Origin of the sequence: Microbacterium sp. LMI1x-1-1.1 (assembly GCF_040676205.1) — a bacterium.
GTDB lineage: Bacteria > Actinomycetota > Actinomycetes > Actinomycetales > Microbacteriaceae > Microbacterium > Microbacterium aquilitoris.
On sequence record NZ_JBEGHM010000002.1, the window covers coordinates 1086546 to 1111467 of the forward strand.

At 70.1% G+C, this 24922-nt stretch carries 27 protein-coding genes and 1 tRNA gene; 13 read left to right on the forward strand and 15 right to left on the reverse strand.

Annotation, left to right across the window (positions count from 1 at the left end):
- Positions 1–142: 142 nt before the first annotated feature.
- The 3 genes from MRBLMI1x_RS13060 to MRBLMI1x_RS13070 form a co-directional block, all read right to left on the reverse strand.
- Positions 143–227, reverse strand: a tRNA-Leu gene (locus MRBLMI1x_RS13060).
- Between the two features lie 105 nt (positions 228–332).
- Entirely contained in the window at positions 333–1436 is a 1104-nt protein-coding gene (locus tag MRBLMI1x_RS13065) for a VIT1/CCC1 transporter family protein (RefSeq protein ID WP_363459234.1), read from the reverse strand.
- Between the two features lie 80 nt (positions 1437–1516).
- On the reverse strand, positions 1517–3361 hold the full coding sequence (locus tag MRBLMI1x_RS13070) for a DEAD/DEAH box helicase (protein WP_026302836.1): 1845 nt from the start codon (positions 3359–3361) through the stop codon (positions 1517–1519).
- Positions 3362–3459: 98 nt separating this feature from the next.
- Here MRBLMI1x_RS13070 and MRBLMI1x_RS13075 point away from each other — a divergent pair, with 98 nt between their 5' ends.
- Positions 3460–4302 carry an SGNH/GDSL hydrolase family protein gene (locus MRBLMI1x_RS13075; RefSeq protein ID WP_363459236.1) on the forward strand — a complete coding sequence of 281 codons (843 nt, stop codon included), beginning with the start codon at positions 3460–3462 and terminating at the stop codon, positions 4300–4302.
- A 2-nt stretch (positions 4303–4304) separates the two neighbouring features.
- Here the strand turns inward: MRBLMI1x_RS13075 and MRBLMI1x_RS13080 are convergent, their stop codons facing one another.
- The gene (locus MRBLMI1x_RS13080) at positions 4305–5096 is read right to left on the reverse strand and encodes a TrmH family RNA methyltransferase (protein ID WP_018186551.1); all 792 of its coding nucleotides are present in this window, start codon (positions 5094–5096) and stop codon (positions 4305–4307) included.
- A gap of 103 nt (positions 5097–5199) precedes the next feature.
- On the opposite strand from MRBLMI1x_RS13080, the gene MRBLMI1x_RS13085 reads away from it, so the two are divergent.
- Both MRBLMI1x_RS13085 and MRBLMI1x_RS13090 read left to right on the forward strand, forming a co-directional pair.
- On the forward strand, positions 5200–6045 hold the full coding sequence (locus MRBLMI1x_RS13085) for a Sir2 family NAD-dependent protein deacetylase (protein ID WP_020097480.1): 846 nt from the start codon (positions 5200–5202) through the stop codon (positions 6043–6045).
- A 28-nt stretch (positions 6046–6073) separates the two neighbouring features.
- Positions 6074–6679, forward strand: coding sequence for a histidine phosphatase family protein (locus MRBLMI1x_RS13090; protein WP_363459238.1), 606 nt, complete (start codon positions 6074–6076; stop codon positions 6677–6679).
- 14 nt (positions 6680–6693) lie between these two features.
- Here the strand turns inward: MRBLMI1x_RS13090 and MRBLMI1x_RS13095 are convergent, their stop codons facing one another.
- Genes MRBLMI1x_RS13095 through pdhA form a run of 4 tightly spaced genes read right to left on the reverse strand, consistent with a single transcriptional unit; the run spans position 6694 to position 11304 of the window.
- Positions 6694–7848 (reverse strand): acyl-CoA dehydrogenase family protein, encoded by a 1155-nt coding sequence (locus MRBLMI1x_RS13095; RefSeq protein ID WP_363459240.1) that lies wholly within the window; start codon positions 7846–7848, stop codon positions 6694–6696.
- An 8-nt stretch (positions 7849–7856) separates the two neighbouring features.
- Complete coding sequence (locus MRBLMI1x_RS13100; RefSeq protein WP_363459242.1) at positions 7857–9179, reverse strand: dihydrolipoamide acetyltransferase family protein; 1323 nt, start codon at positions 9177–9179, stop codon at positions 7857–7859.
- Positions 9176–10186 (reverse strand): alpha-ketoacid dehydrogenase subunit beta, encoded by a 1011-nt coding sequence (locus tag MRBLMI1x_RS13105; RefSeq protein WP_018186546.1) that lies wholly within the window; start codon positions 10184–10186, stop codon positions 9176–9178. Before MRBLMI1x_RS13105 ends, MRBLMI1x_RS13100 begins: the two co-directional genes overlap by 4 nt.
- Positions 10183–11304 carry a pyruvate dehydrogenase (acetyl-transferring) E1 component subunit alpha gene (gene pdhA / locus MRBLMI1x_RS13110; RefSeq protein ID WP_363459245.1) on the reverse strand — a complete coding sequence of 374 codons (1122 nt, stop codon included), beginning with the start codon at positions 11302–11304 and terminating at the stop codon, positions 10183–10185. The genes MRBLMI1x_RS13105 and pdhA overlap by 4 nt, the downstream gene beginning before the upstream one ends.
- 177 nt (positions 11305–11481) lie before the next feature.
- Between pdhA and MRBLMI1x_RS13115 the strand changes: the two genes are divergently transcribed.
- The gene (locus tag MRBLMI1x_RS13115) at positions 11482–11955 is read left to right on the forward strand and encodes an Lrp/AsnC family transcriptional regulator (protein WP_018186544.1); all 474 of its coding nucleotides are present in this window, start codon (positions 11482–11484) and stop codon (positions 11953–11955) included.
- Here MRBLMI1x_RS13115 and MRBLMI1x_RS13120 read toward each other — a convergent pair.
- Positions 11903–12892 carry an EamA family transporter gene (locus MRBLMI1x_RS13120; protein ID WP_363459247.1) on the reverse strand — a complete coding sequence of 330 codons (990 nt, stop codon included), beginning with the start codon at positions 12890–12892 and terminating at the stop codon, positions 11903–11905. The genes MRBLMI1x_RS13115 and MRBLMI1x_RS13120 overlap by 53 nt on opposite strands.
- Before the next feature lie 103 nt (positions 12893–12995).
- Between MRBLMI1x_RS13120 and MRBLMI1x_RS13125 the strand changes: the two genes are divergently transcribed.
- Entirely contained in the window at positions 12996–13553 is a 558-nt protein-coding gene (locus MRBLMI1x_RS13125) for a CGNR zinc finger domain-containing protein (RefSeq protein WP_018186542.1), read from the forward strand.
- Here MRBLMI1x_RS13125 and MRBLMI1x_RS13130 read toward each other — a convergent pair.
- The gene (locus MRBLMI1x_RS13130; RefSeq protein WP_363459249.1) at positions 13513–14409 is read right to left on the reverse strand and encodes an alpha/beta fold hydrolase; all 897 of its coding nucleotides are present in this window, start codon (positions 14407–14409) and stop codon (positions 13513–13515) included. The genes MRBLMI1x_RS13125 and MRBLMI1x_RS13130 overlap by 41 nt on opposite strands.
- 87 nt (positions 14410–14496) lie before the next feature.
- Here MRBLMI1x_RS13130 and MRBLMI1x_RS13135 point away from each other — a divergent pair, with 87 nt between their 5' ends.
- Positions 14497–15324, forward strand: coding sequence for an exonuclease domain-containing protein (locus MRBLMI1x_RS13135; protein ID WP_363459251.1), 828 nt, complete (start codon positions 14497–14499; stop codon positions 15322–15324).
- Between the two features lie 60 nt (positions 15325–15384).
- On the opposite strand, the gene MRBLMI1x_RS13140 is transcribed toward MRBLMI1x_RS13135, so the two are convergent.
- From MRBLMI1x_RS13140 to glgA, 3 genes are all read right to left on the reverse strand, one after another.
- Entirely contained in the window at positions 15385–15636 is a 252-nt protein-coding gene (locus MRBLMI1x_RS13140) for a type B 50S ribosomal protein L31 (protein WP_018186539.1), read from the reverse strand.
- A gap of 80 nt (positions 15637–15716) precedes the next feature.
- A complete protein-coding gene (locus MRBLMI1x_RS13145; protein WP_018186538.1) occupies positions 15717–16502 on the reverse strand; it encodes an ABC transporter ATP-binding protein in 786 nt (261 codons plus the stop codon).
- Between the two features lie 9 nt (positions 16503–16511).
- Complete coding sequence (gene glgA, locus MRBLMI1x_RS13150) at positions 16512–17720, reverse strand: glycogen synthase (protein ID WP_018186537.1); 1209 nt, start codon at positions 17718–17720, stop codon at positions 16512–16514.
- 76 nt (positions 17721–17796) lie between these two features.
- Between glgA and glgC the strand changes: the two genes are divergently transcribed.
- The 3 genes from glgC to MRBLMI1x_RS13165 are packed head-to-tail and all read left to right on the forward strand — an operon-like array spanning position 17797 to position 20440.
- A complete protein-coding gene (gene glgC, locus MRBLMI1x_RS13155) occupies positions 17797–19041 on the forward strand; it encodes a glucose-1-phosphate adenylyltransferase (RefSeq protein WP_018186536.1) in 1245 nt (414 codons plus the stop codon).
- A 39-nt stretch (positions 19042–19080) separates the two neighbouring features.
- A complete protein-coding gene (serB, locus tag MRBLMI1x_RS13160) occupies positions 19081–19716 on the forward strand; it encodes a phosphoserine phosphatase SerB (RefSeq protein WP_363459254.1) in 636 nt (211 codons plus the stop codon).
- 40 nt (positions 19717–19756) lie between these two features.
- On the forward strand, positions 19757–20440 hold the full coding sequence (locus MRBLMI1x_RS13165; protein ID WP_018186534.1) for an alpha/beta fold hydrolase: 684 nt from the start codon (positions 19757–19759) through the stop codon (positions 20438–20440).
- A gap of 6 nt (positions 20441–20446) precedes the next feature.
- On the opposite strand, the gene fabG is transcribed toward MRBLMI1x_RS13165, so the two are convergent.
- On the reverse strand, positions 20447–21157 hold the full coding sequence (gene fabG, locus MRBLMI1x_RS13170) for a 3-oxoacyl-ACP reductase FabG (RefSeq protein ID WP_018186533.1): 711 nt from the start codon (positions 21155–21157) through the stop codon (positions 20447–20449).
- Positions 21158–21248: 91 nt separating this feature from the next.
- On the opposite strand from fabG, the gene MRBLMI1x_RS13175 reads away from it, so the two are divergent.
- Genes MRBLMI1x_RS13175 through MRBLMI1x_RS13190 form a run of 4 tightly spaced genes read left to right on the forward strand, consistent with a single transcriptional unit; the run spans position 21249 to position 23180 of the window.
- A complete protein-coding gene (locus MRBLMI1x_RS13175) occupies positions 21249–21776 on the forward strand; it encodes a DUF4190 domain-containing protein (protein WP_363459257.1) in 528 nt (175 codons plus the stop codon).
- A complete protein-coding gene (locus MRBLMI1x_RS13180; RefSeq protein ID WP_336123497.1) occupies positions 21659–22150 on the forward strand; it encodes a DUF3099 domain-containing protein in 492 nt (163 codons plus the stop codon). Before MRBLMI1x_RS13175 ends, MRBLMI1x_RS13180 begins: the two co-directional genes overlap by 118 nt.
- Positions 22147–22350, forward strand: a complete 204-nt coding sequence (locus MRBLMI1x_RS13185) for a hypothetical protein (protein WP_363459259.1) — start codon at positions 22147–22149, stop codon at positions 22348–22350. Before MRBLMI1x_RS13180 ends, MRBLMI1x_RS13185 begins: the two co-directional genes overlap by 4 nt.
- Complete coding sequence (locus MRBLMI1x_RS13190; protein WP_018186529.1) at positions 22347–23180, forward strand: SURF1 family protein; 834 nt, start codon at positions 22347–22349, stop codon at positions 23178–23180. The genes MRBLMI1x_RS13185 and MRBLMI1x_RS13190 overlap by 4 nt, the downstream gene beginning before the upstream one ends.
- Before the next feature lie 25 nt (positions 23181–23205).
- Here MRBLMI1x_RS13190 and MRBLMI1x_RS13195 read toward each other — a convergent pair whose 3' ends face one another.
- A complete protein-coding gene (locus tag MRBLMI1x_RS13195) occupies positions 23206–24804 on the reverse strand; it encodes an ABC-F family ATP-binding cassette domain-containing protein (RefSeq protein WP_026302832.1) in 1599 nt (532 codons plus the stop codon).
- Positions 24805–24922: the final 118 nt, after the last annotated feature.

A 24922-nucleotide genomic window follows, 5' to 3' on the forward strand; every position in this document is an offset into this window, starting at 1 on the left:
CAGTCCAGGGCACGGCGCTCGAGAACGCCTCCCCCACGGGGATGACGCCTCTCCCCCTCACAGGGGAGAGGTGCCTCGTCAGCGACACCGCACCGATCCGAAACGAGAAATGGGCCCCTCTCGGGACCCACTTCTTCCTCTGTGCGCGAGGGGGGACTTGAACCCCCACGCCCTATTCGGGCACTAGCACCTCAAGCTAGCGCGTCTACCTATTCCGCCACCCGCGCAGAGTTTTCTCCCTTTGTTTCCTCCGGGATTTCGGTTTCGCAACCGAGGATCGACAGTAGCACGTTCTCGGCGGTGCGGATAATCGGGCCGACTGTCCGGTCCGCCTACGCCGCGGACACACCGAACAGGAGACCCAGCAGGTACGTGATCGCCGCCGCACCGAAACCGATCGCCAGCTGACGCAGTCCCCGGCGAAGGGGCGGTGCACCCGAGAGCAGACCGACCGTCGCCCCGGTCAGGAGCAGCGCCAAGCCCACCAGGGCGAGTGCTAGGGTCACGGCCGCGAGGCCGGAGAGCCCGAAGATCCACGGCAGGACCGGGATGACCGCGCCCGAGGCGAAGAACGCGAAGCTGGAGGCCGCGGCCCCGAAGGCGGAGCCGACGGACTCGAGGTCGGCGGGCGGCTCGGCGGCGCGACGGTAGGGGACGGCACGGTCGCTCGCCTGTGCGGTCGCGACGACCTGTCGCGCCCGCTCCAGCGCCTGTTCTTCATCGAGTCCCCGCGTCCGGTAGACGAGAGCGAGTTCGTTCGCGTCGAGGTCGAGATCGGGGAGGACGTGGTCGGTGTCGTTGTTCGGATGCGTCGCCTCGATGAGCTCCCGCTGCGACCGGACCGAGACGAACTCCCCCGCGGCCATCGACAGCGCGCCGGCCAGCAGACCCGCGATGCCGCTGAAGAGGACGAACTGCGGCGCGACGCCCGTCGCCCCGATGCCCATCACGAGGGCGAGGTTGGAGACGAGACCGTCATTGGCGCCGAAGACGGCGGCGCGGAACGTGCCCGACAGTCGCATGCGGCCCCGCGCGGCGAGTCCACGGACGACTTCGCCGTGGATCTTCTCATCTGCGCGCATGGCCGGGGTGGCGTGGGGGTCGTCGTCGTACGGCGAGCGGTTCTCGGCGTTCTGGGCGAGCGCCAGGACGAAGATCGACCCGAACCGGCGGGCCATCGTCGCCAGCAGTCGCGTTCGAATGGACGCCCGCGGGAGCCGCTCGGGCTCCCCGCCGAGGAGGCCCAACCAGTGGGCTTCGTGGCGCCCCTCCGCGTCGGCGAGCGCGTCGAGGATCTCGCGCTCCTCCCCCGACTTCCGAGCGGCGAGCTCGCGGTACACGCGCGCTTCGGCACGTTCGTCCGAGAGGTAGGCGGCCCACCGCCGGCGATCTCGCGGGGTGGCGTCGGGCAGGGGCGTCGCGTTCATCGTGCTCATGTCCCTTTCACGGTAGCCACGGCGAACCGCGGGAACCGCCCGAAAGCCGGAACTGCCAGCATTTCGGGGTTCCGAAGGGGTCAGGAGTGGACGCGCTTGCGCAGGACCTCGATGCGCGCCTGCAGCTGTGCGACCGTCGCGCGGGCGACCTCGGGGCCGCCGCAGATCCGTCGGAGCTCGGCGTGCACGGCCCCGTGCGGCTCGCCGCTCTGCCGGGCGTACAGCCCGACGAGGCTGTTGAGCAGCTGCCGCTGTTCGCGGAGCGTGCGGTGGAGGGCGGGGGGCAGCGTGTTCTCCGGCTCGCCGGTCGCGTCGGCCGTCGTCTTCTCCTGCGCCTCCCGCGCGTGGCGGTGACGGGTCTGCCGCGACTGCCGCTGCATCAGCAGCTCGTGCACGTGCTCGGGCTCGAGGAGCCCGGGGATCCCGAGGAACTCCTCCTCCTCCAGCGTCCCCGGCACGGCCAGCTGACCGAACTCCTTGCCGTCGTAGAGCACCCGATCGAAATGCGCCGTCGATCCGAGCGCCTGGTAGCTGCCCTCCTCGATGAGCGAGTCTGACGCCTTGTCCTCGCGCTCCGCCTCTTCGAGCAGCGAGTCCTCGAGGCCATCGTCGTCGCTCTCCTCGCGATCGAGCGCGTGGTCGCGCTCGCGCTCCATCTCGTTCGCGAGGGCGAGCAGCTGGGGGACGTTGGGGAGGAACACGGATGCCGCTTCGCCGCGACGTCGTGCGCGGACGAAGCGCCCGATGGCCTGCGCGAAGAAGAGCGGTGTCGACGCACTCGTCGCGTAGACGCCGACTGCGAGCCGCGGCACGTCGACGCCCTCGGACACCATGCGGACCGCGACCATCCACCGCGTCGTCGACTGCCCGAAGGTCTCGATGCGCCCCGACGCGGCCTTGTCGTCCGAGAGGACGACCGTGGTCGGCTCCCCCGTGATGTCGCGGAGGATCGCGGCGTAGGCGCGCGCGGCCGTCTGATCCGTCGCGATGACCAGGCCCCCGGCATCCGGGACGTCCTGTCTCACCTCGGTGAGACGGCGGTCGGCCGAGCGCAGGACGGCCGAGATCCACTCCCCCTCGGGGTTGAGCGCTGTCCGCCACGCCTGGGAGTTGATGTCCTTCGTGTTGTCCTGGCCGAGGTGGGCTTCGTATTCGTCGCCCGCCTTCGTCCGCCACTTCATCTGCCCGGCGTAGACGTGGAAGAGCACGGGACGCACGACGCCGTCGGCGAGCGCCCGGCCGTAGCCGTAGTTGTAGTCCGTCCGCGACAGGCGGATGCCCTTGTCGTTCGGGTGGTACTCGACGAACGGGATGGGCGCGGTGTCGCTGCGGAACGGGGTCCCCGACAGCAGCAGACGGCGCGTCGCGCGGCCGTACGCCTCGCGGAGCGCGTCGCCCCAGCTGAGCGCGTCGCCGCCGTGGTGGACCTCGTCGAGGATCACCAGGGCGCGGGAGTCGAGGACGAGTCGCTCGTGGACGGATGCCTTCACCGCGACCTGCGCGTAGGTGACGGCGACCCCGTGGTAGTGCCGCGCCGGCGAGAAGTGCTTGTTGCTGAACCGCGGGTCGAGGCGGATGGAGACACGAGCTGCGGCATCCGCCCACTGGGTCTTCAGGTGCTCGGTCGGGGCGACGACGATGATGCGGTCGATGATCCGCCGCCGCAACAGCTCGCTCGCGAGACGGAGGGCGAAGGTCGTCTTGCCGGCGCCGGGGGTCGCGGCGGCGAGGAAGTCACGCGGGCCCCCGCCGATCCCGTCGGGTCCGTCCATCTCGAAGTAACGCTCGAGGGCCTCGGCCTGCCAGGCACGGAGGTTCTGCGCCGTGCCCCACGGCGCACGCTGCGGGAAGGCGGGAGAGAGGTGCTCGGCGGCGAAACTCCCGAAGTGGGGCTCGTCCGGGGCCGCCCCCTCTTCGCTCGTCATCTCGCTCGTCACGTCGATCCACCCTAATCGCGCCCAGGGACACCGGTCGTCGATCGGGACCGGCGGCATCCGGCGGGTAGCCTCGATGCGGAGGTGCCATGCGCGAGAACGACCAGGCCCCGGATGAGAACCGGTCGCCGTACATACCGAACGCGACCGCCCACCCCTGGCGGCGCATGGTCTCGATCGGAGACTCCTTCACCGAAGGCATCGGCGATCCCTACCCGGATCGCCCCGGTGAGCACCGCGGTTGGGCCGACCGCGTCGCGGCCGTGCTGGCCTCGCAGGTCGACGATTTCGCCTACGCGAACCTCGCGATCCGCGGCAAGCTCATCCGCCAGATCGTCGACGCTCAGATCGAGCCCGCCCTCGCGCTGAAGCCCGACCTCATCACCCTCTCGGCCGGCGGCAACGACGTGATCCGTCCGCAGGGCGATCCGGATGCTGTCGCGGAGCTGTTCGAGGATGCCGTCGCCCGCCTCTCATCGCAGGGCGCGACGCTGCTGGTCTTCACCGCGATCGACACCGAGTTCACGCCGGTCTTCCGCGGCATCCGCGGTCGCGTCGCGATCTACAACGAGAACATCCGGGCGATCGCCGACCGCTACGACTGCATCGTGGCCGACCAGTGGGCGTTGAACGAGGTGCAGGACATGCGCTTCTTCGACGACGACCGCCTGCACTACAACTCCCTCGGACATCACGAGGTCGCACGCATGGTGCTCCGCGCGCTCAACGTGCCGAACGACCTGCAGCCGATGTCGCCCGAGGCCCTGCCACCGACCACGTGGCGGGCGGCCCGGGCGAACGATCTCGTGTGGGCGCGGGCGCACTTCGTCCCGTGGGTGCTGCGACGCCTGCGCCACCAGTCGTCGGGAGACAACGTCACGGCCAAGCGCCCCGACGCGCTGCCGTTCTCGTCGACGCACGCCGGCGACTGAGTTCAGCGCAGGGCCCAGAGGGCGACCGCCGCCGCGGATGCGACGTTGAGCGAGTCGACACCGCCCGCCATCGGGATGGTGACGATCGAATCGGCCACCGCGAGCGCTGAGGCGGACAAACCCTCCCCCTCGGACCCCATGAGGATCGCGAGCTTCCCGGGCCGGGCTGCGGCGAACGCGTCGAGCGACACGGCGTCGTCGGCCAGCGCCATCGCCGCCAGGTGCACTCCCGCGGCCGCGAACAGGGACGCGGCGGCATCCCACTCGGGAAGGCGTGCCCACGGCACCTGGAAGACCGTTCCCATGCTGACCCGGACGCTGCGACGGTAGAGCGGGTCTCCGCACCGGGGTGAGACGAAGACGGCATCGGCGCCCAGCGCCGCGGCGGCTCGGAAGGCGGCCCCGACGTTGGTGTGGTCGACGATGTCCTCGAGGACGACGACCGTCCGGGAGTGCTCGAGGAGCTGCGCGGGATCGGGCTGCACCGGCCGATGCATGGCGGCGAGCGCTCCTCTGTGGACCGCGAACCCGGTCACCTGCTCCGCAACGGTGTCGGGGACGACGTAGACGGGCGCGTCACCGGCGAGAACCGCGACGTCGTCGATCCATTTCTCCTGCACGAGCACGGACCTGGGCCGATGCCCGGCACCCACCGCGCGGGAGATCACCTTCGCCGATTCGGCGATGTAGAGGCCGCCCTCGGGCTCGGCGATCCGGCGCAGCGCCGTGTCGGTGAGTCCCCGGTAGTCCGACAGACGCGGATCCGACGGATCGTCGATGCGGATCGTCGTCATGGCCCCATGCTGTCATGGGCGGGCTGTCATGGGCGGGCTGTCACGGATGGTGGTGACCTCCGCGAAACGACGACGGCGTAGGCTCGATCCCCTGAGGAGGGCCATGAGCGTGCTGGACCTGGATGCCGAGACGACGGCTGCCGTGGAACGCGCGGCCGACGCGCTCGCCGGGCACCGCGTCGCCGTTCTCACGGGCGCCGGTGTCTCGACGGATTCGGGCATCCCGGACTACCGCGGCAAGGGCGCTCCTGTCCGGACCCCCATGACTGCTCAGCAGTTCCTCGCCGACGACTCGTCGCGGCGGCGCTACTGGGTCGGCAGCCACCTCGGGTGGCGGACGTTCGCCGCCGCAGCCCCCAACGAGGGACACCGGGCCCTGGCGGCGCTCGAGCACGCCGGCATCGCGTCGGGCGTCATCACGCAGAACGTCGACGGCCTGCACGTGCGCGCCGGCAGCCGGCGCGTGGTCGAACTCCACGGCACGATGCGGCGCGTGTCGTGCCTGCACTGCGGCCAGGTCTTCGACCGCCGCGACCTGGCCGTGCGGATCGAGCGCGACAACCCCTGGATCACGGTGCCCGAGAACGTCGAGCTCGGTCCCGACGGCGACGTCCTGCCCGCTGCGAGCGACGGCTTCGTCGTCCCCGACTGCTCCGTCTGCGGCGGGATGCTGAAGCCCGAGGTCGTCTTCTTCGGCGAGTACATCCCGCTCGAGAAGTTCCGCGAAGCCGAGCAGCTCGTCCGCTCGAGTACCGCGTTGCTGATCGCCGGATCCTCCCTGGTCGTGAACTCCGGCATCCGACTCCTCGACCGCGCCCGCCGCCGGCGGCTGCCCATCGTGATCGTCAACCGCGGCGAGACGCGCGGCGACACCCGCGCCACCGTAAAGATCGACGCCGGGACCTCCGAGGTGCTCACGGTCCTCGGGCGCGAGCTTGCCGGCCGGTGAGGCTGCCGCCTCGTCGTAGGCTCGTCCGGTGACCCTTCTCACCCTCGTGCGCCACGGCGAGACCGACTGGAACCGCGCCCGCCGGATCCAGGGGTCGACCGACATCCCCCTGAACGACACCGGACGGCAGCAGGCCCGCGCCGCGGGGGTCGCCCTCGCTGATGCACTCGACCGGTCCACACCGACCGTCATCGTCTCGAGCGACCTGTCACGGGCGAACGAGACCGCGCGCATCATCGCCGGCATCCTCGACCTGCCCGAGCCGCGCACGTACCCCGCACTTCAGGAGCGCGGCTACGGGGATGCCGAAGGACTCACCGACACCGAGTTCTTCGACCGGTGGGGGCCCTGGGCGACCGCGGAGGTCCCGGGCGCCGAGCCATGGCCGGAGGTCACGACCCGAGCACTGCGCGGGATCCAGGAAGCGGTCGCCGATGCCCGCGCGCTGGTCGAGCCCGACGAGCCGCACGTCATCGCGGTGGCCCACGGCGCGCTCATCCGCACCGTGATCTCCCACGCGACCTCCGGCGAGTACCCCGAGCCGGGCCACAAGCTCGCCAACGGCTCTGCGCACACCTTCCGGGTCGAGGACGACTGGCTGTCGCTCCTGACCTCGTCAGCACGACCCGTCTGACACGTTCGCCGGGGTCAGGCGAGGCCGAGCGATCGGGCGATGAGGAGCAGCTGCACCTCGGTCGTCCCCTCCCCCACCTCCAGGATCTTCGAGTCACGGAAGTGCCGCGCGACGGGGTACTCGTTGATGAACCCGTTGCCGCCGAAGATCTGCGTGGCGTCGCGGGCGTTATCCATCGCCGCATCGCTCGAGGTGAGCTTCGCGATGGCTGCCTCGGTCTTGAACGGGCGCCCCGCGTCGCGCAGGCGTGCCGCGTGCAGCCAGGCGAGACGTGACACGTGGACGCGCTGCTGCATGCGCGCGAGCATGAACTGGATGCTCTGGCGCGTTCCCAGCGTCTCGCCGAACACGACACGGCTCTTCGCGTAGTCGACGGCCGCCTCGAGGCATCCCTCCGCTGCCCCGGTGGCGAGTGCCGCGATCGCGATGCGGCCCTCGTCGAGGATGTGGAGGAAGTTCGCGAACCCGCGCCCGCGCTGCCCGAGAAGGTTCTTCTCGGGCACCCGCGCGCCCGTGAAGACGAGCGGATGCGTGTCGCTGGCGTGCCAGCCGACCTTGTCGTACGCGGGACCGACGGTGAACCCCGGCGTGCCGTGCGGGACGATGATCGTCGAGATCTCGCGCGCCGCGGCGCCCGGCTCGCTCGTCACGGCGGTGACCGTCACGAAGCGGGTGATGGGGGTGCCCGAGTTGGTGATGAACTGCTTTGCCCCGTCGATCACCCAGTCGCCGCCGTCGAGGCGCGCCGTCGTGCGGGTGGCCCCGGCATCCGATCCCGCCTCCGGCTCGGTCAGCCCGAAGCCGGCGAGCGCGCGCCCGGCCAGCAGGTCGGGCAGGTACTCCTCGCGCTGCGCGTCGGTCCCGAAGCGGAAGATCGGCATGGCGCCGAGACTCACCCCCGCCTCGAGCGTGATCGCGATCGACTGGTCCACGCGGGCGAGCGCCTCGATCGCGAGCCCCAAGGTGACGTAGTCACCGCCCTGGCCGCCGACCTCGTCGGGGAACGGCAACCCGAACAGTCCCATGTCGCCCATCTGCGCGACAACGTCCATCGGCAGCGTCTTGGTGCGGTCGGCCTCGTACGAGACCGGCGCGACCACCTCGTCGGCGAACGAGCGGACGAGCCCGGCCAGCTCGACCTGCTCCTCCGTGAGGTCATATCCCGTCATCGGCAGACTCATGCGAACACCATCGCCCTTCCCGGCTCACGCAACACGTCGGCCACGTCGGTGAGGAACCGGGCCGCTTCGGCCCCGTCCACCAGCCGGTGGTCGAACGACAGACTCAGTGTCATGACGTCGCGCAGGGCGACGCCTCCCTCGTACTCCCACGGACGGCGCTGCACGGCGCCGAGGCCGAGGATGCCGGCCTCCCCCGGGACGAGGATGGGTGTCCCGGCATCGACGCCGAACACCCCGTAGTTCGTGATCGAGAAGGTCCCGCCCGACAGATCGGCGGGCGTCGCCTTGCCCGCCCGCGCCGTGTCGGCGAGGGTGCGGATCGACTGGGCGAGGTCGACGAGCGACAGCGCACCGGCATCCTTCACCGACGGCACGACGAGCCCGCGGTCGGTCGCTGCGGCGATCCCGAGGTTCACCCGCCCGTATCGGACGATCTCGCCGGCCGCCTCGTCCCAGGTCGCGTTGAGCTCGGGGGTCCGGCGGAGGGCGAGGCACACGGCCTTCGCGGCGACCGCCATGATCCCGATGCGGGCGTCGGTGTAGCGCCGGTCGGCGCGCAGTCCCGCCACGAAATCGACGGATGCCGTCACGTCGACCGTCAGGAACGTCGCCGCGTGCGGGGCCGTGAACGCGGAGCGCACCATCGCGTCGGCGGTGTGCTTGCGGACGCCGCGGATCGGGATCCGCTCATCCACGGGCGAGGTCGCCATCGGCGCGACAGGGGCGGCGGATGCCGGGGCCACCGCCGCAGACTCCGCGGGATTCCGTGCCGCATAGGACTCCACGTCCTCGCGCGTGATGATGCCGTCGACTCCCTGCGCCGCCACGAGATCGAGATCGACCCCGAGGTCGCGGGCGAGTTTGCGCACCGGCGGGGTGGACCGGGGACGCTCGCGCGGCTCGCGCTCGGCAGGGGCGGTCTCGATCGCGTCGTGCGGGGCCGCTTCGCGGACGGCCAGGTCGACGGCCTCTCCGCCGGCCCCTGCCCGCGCCCGCCGCTGCGGACGCGCGTCGCTACGCGGCGCGGCCCCGTAGCCGACGAGGTTCGGCTCGCGCTTCGGCTCAGGTGCATCGACTGCCCCGGCGATGTCGAACGCGATCAGCACCTCGCCGACCGGGACGACATCCCCCTCGGCGTGGTGGATGGCGGAGACCGTGCCGGCGAACGGCGACGGCAGCTCGACGACCGCCTTGGCGGTCTCGACCTCGGCGATCGTCTGATTGAGAGCGACCTCGTCGCCGGGGGCGACGTGCCACTGCACGATCTCTGCTTCGCGCAGTCCCTCGCCGAGGTCGGGAAGACGGAACTCGGTGATCACGCGGTCACCTCCGGAACGCCCGAGGGGCGGCCCAGCACCCGGTCGACGGCATCCAGGATGCGGTCGAGGTCGGGCAGGTGATGCTGCTCGAGCTTCGCCGGCGGATAGGGGATGTCGTGGCCCGTCACCCGCAGCGGCGGCGCTTCGAGGTAGTGGAAGCACTTCTCGGTGATGCTCGCGATCACCTCCGCGCCGACGCCCGCCTCACGGGCCGCCTCGTGCGTGACCACGACCCGCCCGGTCCGCCGGACGGATGCCGCGACCGTGCCGTAGTCCACGGGCGACAGCGACCGGAGGTCGATGACCTCGAGGGAGATCCCCTCGTCCTCGGCGGCGAGCGCGGCATCCAGCGCCGTCGTCACCTGGGCGCCGTAGGTCACGACGGTGACGTCCGTGCCTTCGCGGACCACCCGCGCGAGGCCCATCGGGGCGGCGTCGGCGATGTCGGCGTCGAGGTCGACCTCGCCCTTGGCGTGGTAAAGCCGCTTCGGTTCGAAGAAGACGACGGGGTCGTCGCTCGCGATCGCCTGACGGAGCATCGTGTACGCGTCCTGCGGGTTCGACACCGCGACGACGCGGAGGCCGGCCGTGTGCACGAAGTACGCCTCGGGCGACTCGGAGTGGTGCTCGGCCGCGCCGACCCCGCCCGCCCACGGGATGCGGATCGTGATCGGCATCTTCACGCGGCCCTGCGTCCGGTAGTGGAGCTTCGCGACCTGACTGACGATCTGGTCGAAAGCGGGGTAGACGAAGCCATCGAACTGGATCTCCACGATCGGGCGGAACCCCCGGAACGCGAGCCCCACGGCGGTCCCGACGATCCCCGACTCGGCGAGCGGGGTGTCGACGACCCGGCGCGGACCGAATTCGGACTGCAGACCGTCCGTGATGCGGAACACACCACCGAGGCGGCCGATGTCCTCCCCCATGACGAGGGTCTTGTCGTCCTCGGCGAGCGCACGGCGCATGGCAGCGGTGAGGGCCTTGCCCATCGTCATCTCGGTCATCGTGCGCCTCCGCCCGAGAAGCCGTCGAGGTACACGGCGAAGCGGGCGCGCTGCTCGTCGAGCCCGCTGTGCGGTTCGGCGTACACCTGGTCGAACACCCGCAGGGGCTCGGGAGCCTCGGCACCCACGACGGCGCTGCGCATCGCCGCCGTGAAACGTTCGGCATCCGCGGTCAACGCCTGGGCGAAGGCGTCGTCGAACGCACCGAGCGAGCGCAGATACGACTCGACGCGGGCCAGCGGATCGCGGGCCTTCCAGTGCGCGACCTCATCGGCGTCGCGGTAGCGGGTCGGATCGTCCGAGGTCGTGTGGGGGCCGACGCGGTAGGTGACGGCCTCGAGGTAGGTGGGACCGCGGCCGCTGCGGGCGTGGTCGGCGGCCCAGCGCATCGCGGCGATGCAGGCGAGGACGTCGTTGCCGTCGACACGCAGGCTCGGGATGCCGAAGCCCGGCGCGCGGTGGGAGATCGGCGTCCGCGACTGCAACTGCACGGGCTCGGAGATCGCCCACTGGTTGTTGGAGCAGACGAAGACGACGGGGACGCCGTACGAGGCCGCGAAGATCATCGCCTCGTTGACATCGCCCTGACTCGTCGCCCCGTCCCCGAAGTAGGCCACCGCGACCTGGTCGCCGCCGTCGCGCTGGATGCCCATGGCGTAGCCGACGGCGTGCAGGCTCTGCGCCCCGATGATGATCTGCGGGTTCGCGACGTGCACGTCGAACGGGTTCCAGCTCGCGTGCTGCGCGCCGTGCCAGACCATCACGAAGTCCTTCGGCTGCACGCCGCGGACGACCTCGATGCCGATCTCGCGGTAGCTCGGGAAGAGGAAGTCGTCGTCGTGGCATGCCCACGCGGTACCGACCTGGACGGCCTCCTGACCCTGCGCCGGCGCCCACAGGCCCAGATGCCCTTGCCTCTGAAGGGCGACGCCCTCGGCGTCGAGCCGGCGTGAGAGGAACATGTCGCGGTACACCTGGCGGAGCATGGGGGCATCGACGTCGGCGGCCCACGGGTCCAGCCGCTCGTCGCGCACGCGGCACCCCTCGTGGTCGAGCAGGCGGGCCACATCCTCGGTATCGCTCGCCAGTGCGGCGGCGGGGGTCAGAGTGTCGGTCATCATCGTCCCTCTCTGATCGCGGACGCGCGTCTTGTGGACGGGCGACCGGCGCAGAACACCGGCTTCGTCGCCGGATGATGCGACACTAAGCCGACATCGCACCTCGCTCAAGCATCGGGCGGAACATTGAGCAGGATGCGTAAGCAGCCGACGTGGCCCCTGCTATGGTGTGGCACTATGAGCGCCCTCGACCACGTGGATCTCGAGCTGTTGAACGCCCTCGCCGAAGATCACCGGGCCACTGTGGTCGCGCTCGCGGAGCGCTTGGGGCTCTCGCGGAACACCGTTCAGGCGCGCATGGCGAAGCTCGAACGCTCCGGTGTCTTCCTCTCCTACGAACGGGCCATGTCCCCCGCCGCGCTCGGATACGCGATCGACGCGATCCTTCACGTGCAGGTGCGTCAGGCGGATCTGCCGCGCATCACGGCGGAGTTGCAGGAGATTCCCGAGGTCGTGCAGTGCCACGGCATGAGCGGACCGGTCGACCTCCTGGTCCGCGTCGCAGCGCGTGACACGCAGCACCTCTTCGACATCGACGCTCGCATCCTCGCGATCGACGGCGTCGAACGCACGGAGACGTCGCTCGCGATGGGCGAGGTCATCGGATACCGGGTGCGACCTCTCCTGGCAGCGGCTCGGCGGGGGAACTGACATCCGCGGGCGCGCGCTCCTCGAGGCGGACGAGGATCACGCCCGCGAGGATGAGCGCACCGCCCGCGAACTGCACGCCTGCCGGCGCCTCCCCGAGCAGCAGCCATGCGAAGCTCAGCGCGAACAGCACTTCCGAGAGCCCGACGAACGACGCCAACCGCGACCCGATACGGGGAACGGCCATGATGCCGAGCGCGTACCCGGTCGCGGTGCACAGTCCCACGAGCACGAGCGGGACGAGCGGCGAGACGGTCGCCCCCAGCACGTCCACGGCAGCGGCCGACGCCGAGAGGGGCAGGATGCCGACGGCCGCGAGCAGCAGGATCGTCACCGTGCCGATGAGCAGCCCGCCCGCGGCGAGCGACAGCGGCGGCAGATCGTCGCCGGTCCGCTCGCTCATCACGAAGTAGACGCAGGCGCACACCGCTGCGAGGAGCGCGAACACGGTGCCCAGCAGGTCGAAACGCGCGCCGGCGATGTCCACCACGAGGACGAGGCCGGTCATCGCGACGACGGAACCCACGATCACGACGCGCGAGGGAGCACGGCGGGTCCGCGCCCACACGAAGAGGACGAGCATGACGGGCGCGAGGTACTGGATCAGCAGGGCGATGCCCACCGGCATCCGCTGCAGGGCGGAGAAGTAGAAGATCTGGCAGCCGACCACGGGGATCAGCCCGAAGGCGACGAGCGAGAGCCAGTGCACGCGGAGGAAGTCGCGCCGTCGGACGAGCGTCCGGATGAGCGCGGGCGAGAGCACGAGGCCGGCCACCCCCATCCGGATGGCGAGCACGGCCGCGAGCGACCACCCGCCCTCGAGCAGCGGCTTGGCTATGGGACCGCTGACCGAGAACGTCAGCGCGCTGACGACGGCCAGGACCAGCCCGCTCGGCGGCAGCGTGCCGCGCGCCGGAAGCGCGGAAGGCCGGACGGACATCGTGCGAGTCATCTGCTGTCCTCAGGGGCGAGATCGATTCGTCATGACCTAAGTGTCATTACACTGGTGACACTAGCGATGGCACGCGTCAGGAGTCAACACCATGTTCATCCATGACACGGAAAATGCGTTGCGCGCGGCGACCGCGCTCGTGAACTCCCTCCCCGAGATCGACGGCGAGGGGGTGGACAGACTCGCGAACCTCGACGACATGACCGAGTTCCTGCAGGAGTATCCGTACACGGGAGCGATCCGCCGCGACGATGTCGAGCTGGACCAACTCCGCTCCGCTCGGTCGCAACTGCGTCAGCTCTGGACCGGCGACCGCGTCGCCGCGGTGCCGATCGTCAATGCCATGCTCCGTGACGGCCGGGCGCTCCCCCAGCTCGTCATCCACGACGGCTACGACTGGCACATCCACGCCACCGACGACGCCGCACCGCTCGCCACCCGCATCACCGTCGAGGTGGCCATGGCCTTCGTCGACGTCATCCGTTCCGACGAGTTCGACCGCGTGCGCGTCTGCTCAGCCGACGACTGCGAGGCCGTCTACATCGATTACTCGAAGAACGGCTCGAAGCGCTACTGCGACACCGGCAACTGCGGCAACCGCATGAACGTTAACGCGTACCGTCGGCGTAAGGCCGAAGAAAGCGCGTGATGGCGGATGCCGCGGCCCGCGGCGTCTCGTAGTGGATCAGGTGCCCCACCTGGGGGATGACGACGAGGTCGGCATCCCGGAACATCTGCTGCAGCTCGAACTGGGCCGACAGCGGCGTGATGTCGTCGTTCTCGGCCGCGATGAGGAGCGTCGGGACGTCGATGCGCCCGGCGGCTTCGCGCACGTCGTGCGACACCGAGGTGACGAACGCCTCGTGCAGGGTGTCGCGGTCGGCGAACCGCGAGAAGTAGGTGTCGTGCTGGTCGTGGATGAAGGCGCGGAGGCCACGGTCCCGTGTCTTGGCCATCGCGACGCTCGTCACCCGCACGATGACACGGTTGCGCAGCAGCGCGTCGCCGAGCGGCCGGGGCAGCCGCGCGCCGGCCCAGTAGTAGAAGATCGCGAGGCGCGTGAGGATGCCGCGGGGCCCCTCGAGCGCGGGCGCCCCGATGGGGTTCACGAGGATCAGTCGCGGCGTCGCGAGCCCGCGTGCAACGGCCGCCGACGAGACGATCGAGCCGAAGGAGTGCCCGAGGACGACCGCCCCGGGTGCGACCTCGTCGGCGAAGGCGGTCAGCCACGACGCGTAGGCGTCGAGATCATGCCGGCCCGGGAACGCCGGGGTCTCACCGAAGCCGGGGAGGTCCGGCGAGATCACGCGGATGCCGTCGAGCTGCGCCACGATCGGTTCGAGACCGTGGTGGTCGCCGCGGAAGCCGTGGACCGCGAGGATCGTGGTCTCGGCATCCGCCGGTCCGTAGACCCAGTACGCCGTCGGAGTACCCGCGACGGTCACCTCGTGTCGCTCGACGGGGACGGCCGCGAGGCGCTCGGCGTACGGATTCACGGCAGTCACCCGTTGAGTCTACGAGGGGGCGATCCGCCTCCTGCCCGGCGGCGCGTCGTCCGACCCGATGTCCGCGGTCGACCGTAGCGTCGGAGCATGGGCGCTTGGCACGAACTTCCGCTGTGGGATGACGACACGTGGGACGAGGCCGCTCCTGCTGAGGTCGCCTCCGCGATCGCCCGCCCCGAGCCCGCCACGGTCGAGTCCGTCGTGGTCGCCGAGGTCCCCACCGAATCCGTCTCGCCGGGTCCGTGTGCGGGCCCGCTGGGCGTCTTCGACCTCGAGACGACCGGTATCGACGTCCGCTCCGACCGGATCGTCAGCGCCCACGTCGGCGTGCTCGACGCTTCCGGCGCCGTGATCGACGCGCGCACCTGGCTCGCAGACCCCGGGGTCGAGATCCCCGCAGGGGCGACGGCGGTCCACGGCATCACGACCGAGCGGGCCCGCACCGAGGGCCGCCCTGCCGCGGAGGTCGTCGCCGAGGTGACCGCCACGCTGCGCGACCTGTTCGCCGCCGGCATCCCGGTCGTCGCCTACAACGCGCCCTTCGACTTCTCGCTGCTCAAATACGAGGGCATCCGTCACGGTGTCGCGCCGATCGAGTCACCGTCGCCGGTCATCGACCCGCTCGTCGTCGACAAGACCTACGACCGGTACCGCCGCGGCAAGCGCACGCTCGAGGTCGTCGCCGCGCACTACTCCGTCGCCCTCGAAGGGGCGCACGACGCCGCGGCCGATGCGATCGCCGCGGGCCGCGTCGCGCAGGCGATCGCCGCGCGCTTCGACCTCGATGTCTCGGCTCACGACCTCCACACGCAGCAGGTGGCCTGGGCGCGTGCGCAGGCCGAGAGCCTCACCGAGTTCTTCGTCCGCATCGGCCGACTCGACGCCGACGTGGACGGCAGCTGGCCGATCCGCTGACCGGGCCGCATCCGGAAACGACGAAGGCCCCGCCGGAGCGGGGCCTTCGAGGACGGCTGCTTACTTGCTGCCGAAGTTCTTGAAGCGCTGGTTGAACTTCTCGACGCGACCGGCCGAGTCCATGATGCGCTGCTTGCCCGTGTAGAACGGGTGCGAAGCGGACGAGATCTCGACGTCGATGACCGGGTAGGTCTCGCCGTCCAGCTCGATCGTCTTGTCGCTCGAGACCGTCGAACGGGTCAGGAAGGTCTCGCCGGAGCCGAGGTCGCGGAAAACAACGGCGCGGTACTCGGGGTGGATGTCAGTCTTCATTGGGTTCCTCACGAATTGCCCTGGATTTTGCCAGGAGCGGGTGAAAGTCTGCAGCGCGAACGCGCCAACGCAAGATTCTATCAGGATGCCGCGCGCGCGGCGAACCGGCCGTCCTCCGACGTCAGCGTGATCGGCATCCCGAAGGTCGCCGTCAGGTTCTCCGCCGTCAGGGTCTCCGCGATCGGTCCCTGGGCGACCGCGGCGCCGTCGCGCAGCAGGAGGACGTGCGTGAAGCCGACGGGGATCTCCTCGACGTGGTGCGTGACCATGATCATCGCGGGCGTCGACTCCTCCTTCGCATACCCGCTCAGCAGGCTCAGGAGCTCTTCGCGGGCGCCGAGGTCGAGGCTCGCCGTGGGCTCGTCGAGTAGGAGGAGCTCCGGGTCGGTCATGACGGCGCGCGCGATCTGGACGCGCTTCTGCTCCCCGTCCGAGAGGGTGCCGAAGGTGCGGTCGGCCAGGTCGGCGAGCCCCCACTCCCCGAGGACCCGTCGCGCACGACGCTCGTCGATCGCCTCGTAGTCCTCGCGCCAGCGTCCGACCACGGCGTAGGCAGCGGTCAGGACGACGTCGAGGACCGTCTCGTCCTGCGGCACCCGCTTGGCCATGGCCGACGAGGCGAACCCGATCCGGGGGCGGAGGTCGAACACGTCAGTGCGCCCGAGGACCTCGTCGAGGACAGTGACCGTGCCCGAACTCGGATGGGCGAGGGTCGCGGCGAGCTGGAGCACCGTGGTCTTGCCGGCACCGTTGGGGCCGAGGACGACCCACCGCTGATCCGCGTCGACGGTCCAGTCGATCCCGTCGACGATGTTGCGGGCATTGCGGCGGACGACGACGTCGGCGAGTTCGAGCACCTGAGGCATGCTCCCAGCCTATCGACCGGCTGAGCCCCGGCCGGTCGTGGCGACCTCTCGGTACAGTTCCGCCGTGGCATCCGCGATCGCTTCCCAGCTGAAGTCGGATGCCGCCCGCTCGCGACCGGCCCGGCCGTAGGCGCGGGCCTTCTCGGGGTCGGACACGACCTCGGTCAGCGTCGCGGCCAGGTCGGCGACGAAACGATCGGGATCGACCGGTGTTCCCGTGCCGTCCTCGACCTGGTCGATCGGGACGAGGCGCCCCGTGACGCCGTCGATGACGACCTCCGGGATGCCGCCGGTCGCCGTCCCGACGACTGCGGCGCCGCACGCCATCGCCTCGAGGTTGACGATGCCGAGGGGCTCGTAGATCGACGGGCAGACGAACGTGGTGGCCGAGGTCAGAATGGCGCAGAGATCCGGCCGCGGCAGGAACTCCTCGATCCACACGACACCGTCGCGCGTCTCCTGGAGCTTCCGGACCAGACCCTGGACCTCCGCCATGATCTCCGGGGTGTCGGGAGCGCCGGCGCAGAGGACGAGCTGCACCTCGGGCGGCAGGAGCTCCGCCGCCCGGAGGAAGTACGGCAGGCCCTTCTGACGTGTGATGCGGCCGACGAAGACGACCGACGGCCGCGACGGGTCGATATCCCAGCGCGACAGGAGCTCCGGATCCTCGCGGGGCTGCCAGGCCTCGACGTCGATCCCGTTGTAGATGACGCGCACCTTGGCCGGGTCGAGGGCGGGGTAGCTCCGCAGGATGTCGCGCCGCATCCCGTCGCTCACGGCGACCACGGCGGCGGCGTTCTCGTAGGCGGTGCGCTCCACGAAGCTCGAGACGGCGTACCCGCCGCCGAGCTGCTCGGCCTTCCACGGACGCAGGGGCTCGAGCGAGTGGGCGGTGACGATGTGAGGGATACCGTGCAGCTTCGAGGCCAGGAATCCGGCGAAGTTGGCGTACCAGGTGTGACTGTGCACGACGTCGGCGCCGGCGACGTCGCCGACGATCTCGAGATCGGTGCCGAGCGTCTGCACCGCGGCGTTGGCCTCGATGAGTCCCTCGGGGACCGCGTACGAGGTGGTGTCCGGCTCGTCGCGCGGAGCGCCGAACGCGCGGACCTGAACCTCCATACGCGATCGCAGCGCCGAGACGAGTTCGGTGACGTGGACCCCCGCACCGCCGTAGATCTCCGGCGGGTACTCCTTCGTGACGATGTCGACGCGCATGGACCGAACTCTAGGCCACGCGGAACACGCGCCAAAGTCCTCGCTTGCCCGTTGCAAATCGCCTTAGTGTGAGCACATGCCAGCATCACCCAAGGTCCTCGGTATCGTCCTCGCCGGTGGCGAGGGCAAGCGCCTCATGCCGCTCACCCAGGATCGCGCGAAACCCGCCGTCCCCTTCGGCGGGCAGTACCGTCTCATCGACTTCGCGATCTCCAACCTCATCAACTCGGAGCTCCGTCAGATCGTCGTCCTGACGCAGTACAAGTCGCACAGCCTCGACCGCCACGTCTCGCAGACGTGGCGCATGTCGGCGCTGCTGGGGTCGTATGTCACGTCCGTGCCCGCACAACAGCGTTTGGGGAAGCGGTGGTTCTCCGGCTCCGCCGACGCCATCCTGCAGTCGCTGAACCTCATCCACGACGAGAAGCCCGACATCGTCGCGGTCATCGGCGCCGACCACGTCTACCGCATGGACTTCCAGCAGATGATCGACGCGCACATCGCGTCGGGAGCCCGCGCTTCGGTCGCCGGCATCCGCCAGCCGATCGGCCTCGCGAACCAGTTCGGCGTCATCGACGTCGATCCCGCAGACGGCATCACGATCCGAGACTTCCTCGAGAAGCCCCAGAATCCCGCGGGCCTCCCCGACAACCCGGGCGAGGTGCTCGCGTCGATGGGCAACTACATCTTCGACACCGACGCCCTCATCGAGGCCGTCGAAGCGGACGGCGAACTGCCCACGTCCAACCACGACATGGGCGGCGACATCATCCCCTACTTCGTCTCGCGCGGCGAGGCGGCGGTCTACGACTTCAAGCGCAACGACGTGCCGGGGTCCACCGACCGCGACCGCGACTACTGGCGCGACGTGGGCACGATCGATTCCTTCTTCGACGCGCACATGGATCTGATCTCCGCGCTGCCGATCTTCAACCTCTACAACATGGATTGGCCCATCCGCTCGCAGTCGGTCAACTCCCCGCCCGCGAAGTTCGTCCGCGACGGGGTGGGCCGCATCGGGAACGCGATCGACTCGATCGTGTCGCTCGGATGCGTCCTTTCGGGAACACACCTCGAGCGGAGCGTCCTCGGTCCCTGGACCCTGTCGGGCGGCGGATCGACCATCACCGACTCGGTCCTCTTCGACCACGTGAGTGTCGGCGCCGGCGCCCGCGTGCACCGCGCGATCCTCGACAAGAACGTCGTCCTCGAGCCGGGTGCGACGGTGGGCGTGGACCGGGAGCTCGACCTCTCCCGCGGGTTCACCGTCACCGACAGCGGACTCACCGTCGTCGGCAAGAACATCCGCATCCCGTCCTGACGGACGTCGCGACGGCGTCGGAGCCGATAGCGTGGTCGGGTGCCTGACGCCCGGTTCCTCGTCGTGTTCGACGCCGACTCCACGATCATCCGCAACGAGGTCATCGAGCTCATCGCCGATGAAGCCGGCCGCGGCGCCGAGGTCGCCGCGGCGACCGAAGCGGCGATGCGGGGCGAGGTCGACTTCGCGACGAGCCTGCGCTCGCGCGTGGGCGAACTCGCGGGCGTCCCGATCGCGTCGTTCCAGCGAGTGCTCTCCCGTATCGAGCCCACCCCGGGCGTCCGCGAGCTGATCGCGGCGATCCATGAGCGCGGCGGCTTCGCCGCGGTCGTCTCGGGCGGTTTCCACGAGATCCTCGACACGGTCGCTCCTGACCTCGGTGTCGACGTGTGGCGGGCGAACCGCCTCGCGGTGGGCGACGGCATCCTCACCGGCTCCGTCGACGGCGACATCGTCGACGCCGCGGCGAAGGCCTCGGCGCTGCGCGAATGGGCGGGCGCCTACGGTGTGCACCCGTCTGCGACGATCGCGGTGGGTGACGGGGCGAACGACCTCATGATGATGGATGCCGCCGGCCTCGGCATCGCCTTCAACGCGAAACCCGCCGTACGCCTGCGCGCCGACCTCGTCGCCGGGCGGGTCGATCTGGCGGAACTCATCCCCCTGCTCCCCTGACCCCGTGCGGGATGTCGGGGGCGCGGCTTACCCTGCCGACATGGACATCATCCTGATCCCCGGCCTCTGGCTGACAGCCTCCTCCTGGGACGACGTCGTCCCCGCCCTCCGCGACGCGGGGCACACGCCGCATCCGCTGACCCTCCCGGGCGTGGGCGCCCCCGAGTCCGACATCGGCCTCGCCGACTGGGTCGACGCGGTCGTCGCCGAGGTCGACAGCATCGACGGACCCTTGGTCCTCGTGGGCCACAGCGGAGGCGGCAACGTCGCGTGGGCCGCCGCCGAGCAGCGCGCCGACCGCATCCGGCGGGTCGTCCTGGTCGACACGACGCCTCCCCCACCCGGAGCCGAGATCTCGGAGTTCCCCGTCGTGGACGGGGTGATCCCCTTTCCGGGGTGGGACTTCTTCGACGCCGAGGACACCGCGGACCTCGACGAGCAGACACGCGCCCGCACGGCGCCGATGGCGGCATCCGTCCCCCGACGCGTGCCGACCGACCCCGTCGTGATGGAGGGCACCGAGCGTCACCGCGTGCCGGTGACGATGCTCATGGGATCCATGGACGATGAGACGTTCCGTCGGGTCGTCACGGCGTGGGGCGACTTCGCCGCAGAGTTCGCCGCGATCGAGGACGCCGAGATCGTCCGGCTCGGCACCGGACACTGGCCGCAGTTCTCGGCGCCGGCCGAACTGTCGCGGCGGATCGTTGACGCGGTGCGCTGACGCGGGTCAGTGCCCCATACCGAGGCCACCGTCGACGGGGATGACGGCGCCGGAGATGTACGCCGCGTCGTCCGACGCCAGCCACACGACGGCCGCAGCGACCTCGTCAGCGGCACCGAATCGGCCCGCCGGGATGCTCTTCTTGTAGTCGGCCTGCGTCTCGTCGGGGAGCGCCGCCGTCATGTCCGTCTCGATGAACCCGGGGGCGACGACGTTCGCGGTGATGCCCCGCGAACCCAGCTCGCGGGTGAGCGAACGGGCGAAGCCGACGAGGGCGCTCTTCGAAGACGAGTAGTTGATCTGCCCGGCGGAGCCGTAGAGGCCGACGACCGAGGAGATGAGGATGACGCGACCCCACTTGGCCCGCAGCATGCCCTTCGCGGCACGCTTGACGACGCGGAAGGCGCCGCCCAGGTTGGTCGAGACGACCGAGTCGAAGTCGTCCTCGGTCATGCGGAGCAGCAGGGTGTCCTTCGTGATGCCGGCATTCGCGACGACCACCTCGACGGGCCCCAGCTTCTGCTCGACCTCGGTGTAGGCGGCATCCAGCGAGGCGGCGTCGGTGACGTCCGCACGGACCGTCAGTGTGCCTTCGGGCCCCTCTCCGGAGCGCGCGGTGACCGCGACGGCGAACCCCTCCGCGACGAACCGCTCGGCGATCGCGCGGCCGATGCCGCGGTTGCCTCCAGTGACCAGGACGACGCGCTCGCGGGTCATGCTTCTCCTTGCTCCAGACCGGGTGAACCGCACCAGCCTAGCGGCGCGGCCGAGCGGTAGGCTGGGGGCAACTCGCCTGAAGGAGACGGCCGTGACCGACGCCACGAACACCTCGCCGCAGCACCCGGACGTGCCGCCGACCCCGCCCGCACCGGACGCCTCCTCGCCCGCGGCGCCGCCGTACGCACCGCCCGCATATCCGCAGGCGTCCCCCTACGGCCACCCGCAGCCCACGGCCGCCCCGGCCTACGGTCAGCCGCAGTACCAGGGTCAGCAGTACCAGGGACAGCCTTATGGCCAGCCCGCGTACGGGCAGCCGGGTTACGGCTACGCGGTCGCGCCGGCCCGTCCGACGAACGTGCTGGCGATCATCTCGCTCGTGGCATCGATCGTCGGCCTGACGATCATCCCGTTCCTCGCCTCGATCCCCGGCATCATCACCGGCCACATGGCACTCAAGCAGCTCAAGACGTCCGGTGAGAACGGTCGCGGCATGGCGCTGTGGGGCACCATCCTGGGCTGGATCGGCGCCGGCTTCTGGCTGCTGCTGCTCGTGATCTGGCTGGTCGTCGTGATCGGGCTCGCTGCGACGGCATCCAGCGTCGGCCAGTATTCCTGAGGAGCCCTCCCACGTCCCGCCGCACCAAGCACGACCACACGCCCTCTGCGACATCGCTCGCCACGGCGCCCGAGGTCGATGCCCGCTCCCGCACCCGTCGCTACGTCATCATGATGACGGTCCGCGTGGCGTGCTTCATCCTGATGGTCACCGTCACGCCCTACGGCTGGCAGACCTGGATCTTCGCCGCCGGCGCCGCTGTCCTTCCGTACCTGGCTGTCGTCGTGGCGAACGTCGGGACGGGCGAGGAGGTCATCATCGCCGAACGCCCCTCTCGCGAGATCGAATCGACGCCCACCCGGCCCGCAACCCCGGAAGAACCGACGGACGGCGTGATCCGCATCCAGGAGAGCCCGCCTCGGGAGGACCGATGACGTCCGCGCAGTGCTCGCGCGCCGGATGCCGGGCGGATGCCGAGTGGCAGGTCATCTGGCGCAATCCCCGCATCCACTCCCCTGATCGCCGCAAGATCTGGGTCGCCTGTCCCGACCACGTGGAGTTCCTGCGCGACTACCTCGCGTCACGGAGCTTCCCCGTCGAAGTGGCCTCGCTGACCCCCTCCCCGACGTCGTGAACCGCGAGACCGCGCTCCGCTGGAGCGGATACCTGGCGATGGCGATCGTGTTCGCCGTCGCCTGCGCCTTCCTGTCTAACTGGCAGTTCTCCCGGAACGCCGAGCGCGACGCCGAGCTCAGGCTCGTGGCGCAGAACTATTCGCGCGAACCGGTCCCCGTGGGAGAACTGATCCCCGACGGGAGTTCGCTCGCCCCGGACGACGAGTGGCGACCCGTCGAGATGACCGGCCAATACCTCACCGATCAGACCCTCCTCGCCCGCAACCGCCCGCACGGCGGGACGAGCGCCTTCGAGGTCCTGGTGCCGTTCCGCACCGATTCGGGACGCGTCGTCGTGGTCGACCGCGGCTGGGTGCCGCCCGGCGACGACCAGCCTGAGCCCGACAGCATCCCGGCGCCGCCGACGGGTGAGGTGACTGTCGTCGGCCGCCTGCAACCGGGCGAACGTCCCGCTCGCGAGGGACGTTCCGCTCCCGAGGGACAAGTCCCCACGATCGATCTGCAGCTGATCGGAACCGAGACCGGACAGTCCTCCGCCCTCCTCGACTCGGCCTACGTGCTCATGACGACCGAGTCGCCCGCCCCCGCGGACCGCCCGAACCCGCTCGAGGACCCGTCGGCCGACCCGGGACCGTACCTGTCCTATGCGATCCAGTGGATCCTGTTCGCCGTGATGGGGTTCGCCTTCATCGGGTACATCATCCGCACCGAGATCCGTCACCGACGCGAGGACGAGGAGGCCGGACCGGATGCCCCGCCGCGCCGACCGACGCAGCGACGTCGCGACCGCGACATGGAAGCCGAGGACGAACTCCTCGACGCCCGCTGACCCGCGTCGGGCCCGCCGGTAGGCGTCAGGCCAGGGTGATGAGGTCGATGTAGTCGCGGCCCCAGATGTCCTCGACCCCGTCGGGCAGGATGAGCACGCGCTCGGGGTTCAGCGCCTCGACGGCACCCTCGTCGTGCGAGACGAGCACGACCGCACCCTCGTAGTGCGCGAGCGCCCCGAGGATCTCCTCACGGGATGCCGGATCGAGGTTGTTCGTGGGCTCGTCGAGCAGCAGCATGTTGGCCGACGAGACGACCAGCGTCGCCAGCGACAGTCGCGTCTTCTCGCCGCCGGAGAGGACGCCCGCGGGCTTGAGGACGTCGTCGCCGGTGAACAGGAACGATCCGAGTACCTTGCGAGCCTCGGTCGCGGTGATGTCCGGCGCGGCCGACATCATGTTCTCGAGGACCGACCGCCCGACGTCGAGGTTCTCGTGCTCCTGCGCGTAGTACCCGATCTTCAGGCCGTGGCCGGGTTCGATGATGCCGGTGTCCGCCTTGTCGACGCCCGCGAGGATTCTCAGGAGGGTCGTCTTGCCGGCACCGTTCAGCCCCAGCACGACGACGCGGGACCCGCGGTCGATCGCGAGGTCGACCCCGGCGAAGATCTCCAGCGAGCCGTACGACTTCGACAGGTTCTTGGCCATGAGCGGCGTCTTGCCGCACGGTGCGGGCTTGGGGAACCGCAGCTTGGCGACGCGGTCGTCCTGACGGACGTCGTCGAGGCCGGCCAGGAGCTTCTCGGCGCGGGCGACCATCTGGTGGGCGGCCGCGGCCTTGCTCGCCTTGGCGCCGAACCGGGCGGCCTGCTGCTGGAGAGCAGTGGCCTTCTTCTCGGCGTTGGCGCGCTCTTTGCGACGCCGTTCCTCATCAGCGGCGCGCTGACGGAGGTAGTTCTTCCAGTTCATGTTGTAGACGTCGATGACCTGGCGCATCGCGTCGAGGTAGAACACGCGGTTGACCGTCTCGCCCACGAGTTCGATGTCGTGGCTGATCACGATCAGCCCGCCCTTGTACCCCTTGAGGAACTCGCGGAGCCACACGACACTGTCGGCATCGAGGTGGTTCGTCGGCTCGTCGAGGATCATCGTCTGCGCGTCGGAGAACAGGATGCGGGCGAGTTCGATGCGGCGCCGCTGACCGCCGGACAGCGTCTTGAGGGGCTGGTCGAGGATGCGGTCCGGGAGCGAGAGGTTGTGCGCGATCGACGCCGCCTCGGCCTCCGCCGCGTATCCGCCGAGGGCTTCGAACCGCTCGGTGAGCGAACCGTACTTCCGCATGGCGCGGTCGGCGACAGCGGCATCCGTCGACGCCATGCCTTCGGCGGCCTCGCGCATACCGATCACGAGGGAACCCAGCCCTCGGGCGTCGAGGATGCGGGTGCGGGCGAGCATCTCGGGGTCCCCGGTGCGCGGATCCTGCGGCAGGTAGCCGAGTTCACCGGTGCGGTCCACTCTGCCGTCGGCCGGCATGAGGTCACCCGCGAGCACCTTGGTCAGCGTCGTCTTCCCTGCACCGTTGCGACCGACGAGACCGATCTTGTCGCCGGGCGACACGCGGAACGACACGTCCGACATGAGCGTGCGTGCACCGACGCGGATCTCGAGATCGTGCACGGCGAGCACAGCGGACATCCGTTCTTCGGGGGAAAGCGGCCGAGTGGCCAAACCCCCAGTATACGACCGCCACCCTCCCCCGACGCTCGTCCTCTCGGGACTCCGTTCCTATGGCGCAGCTATGAAC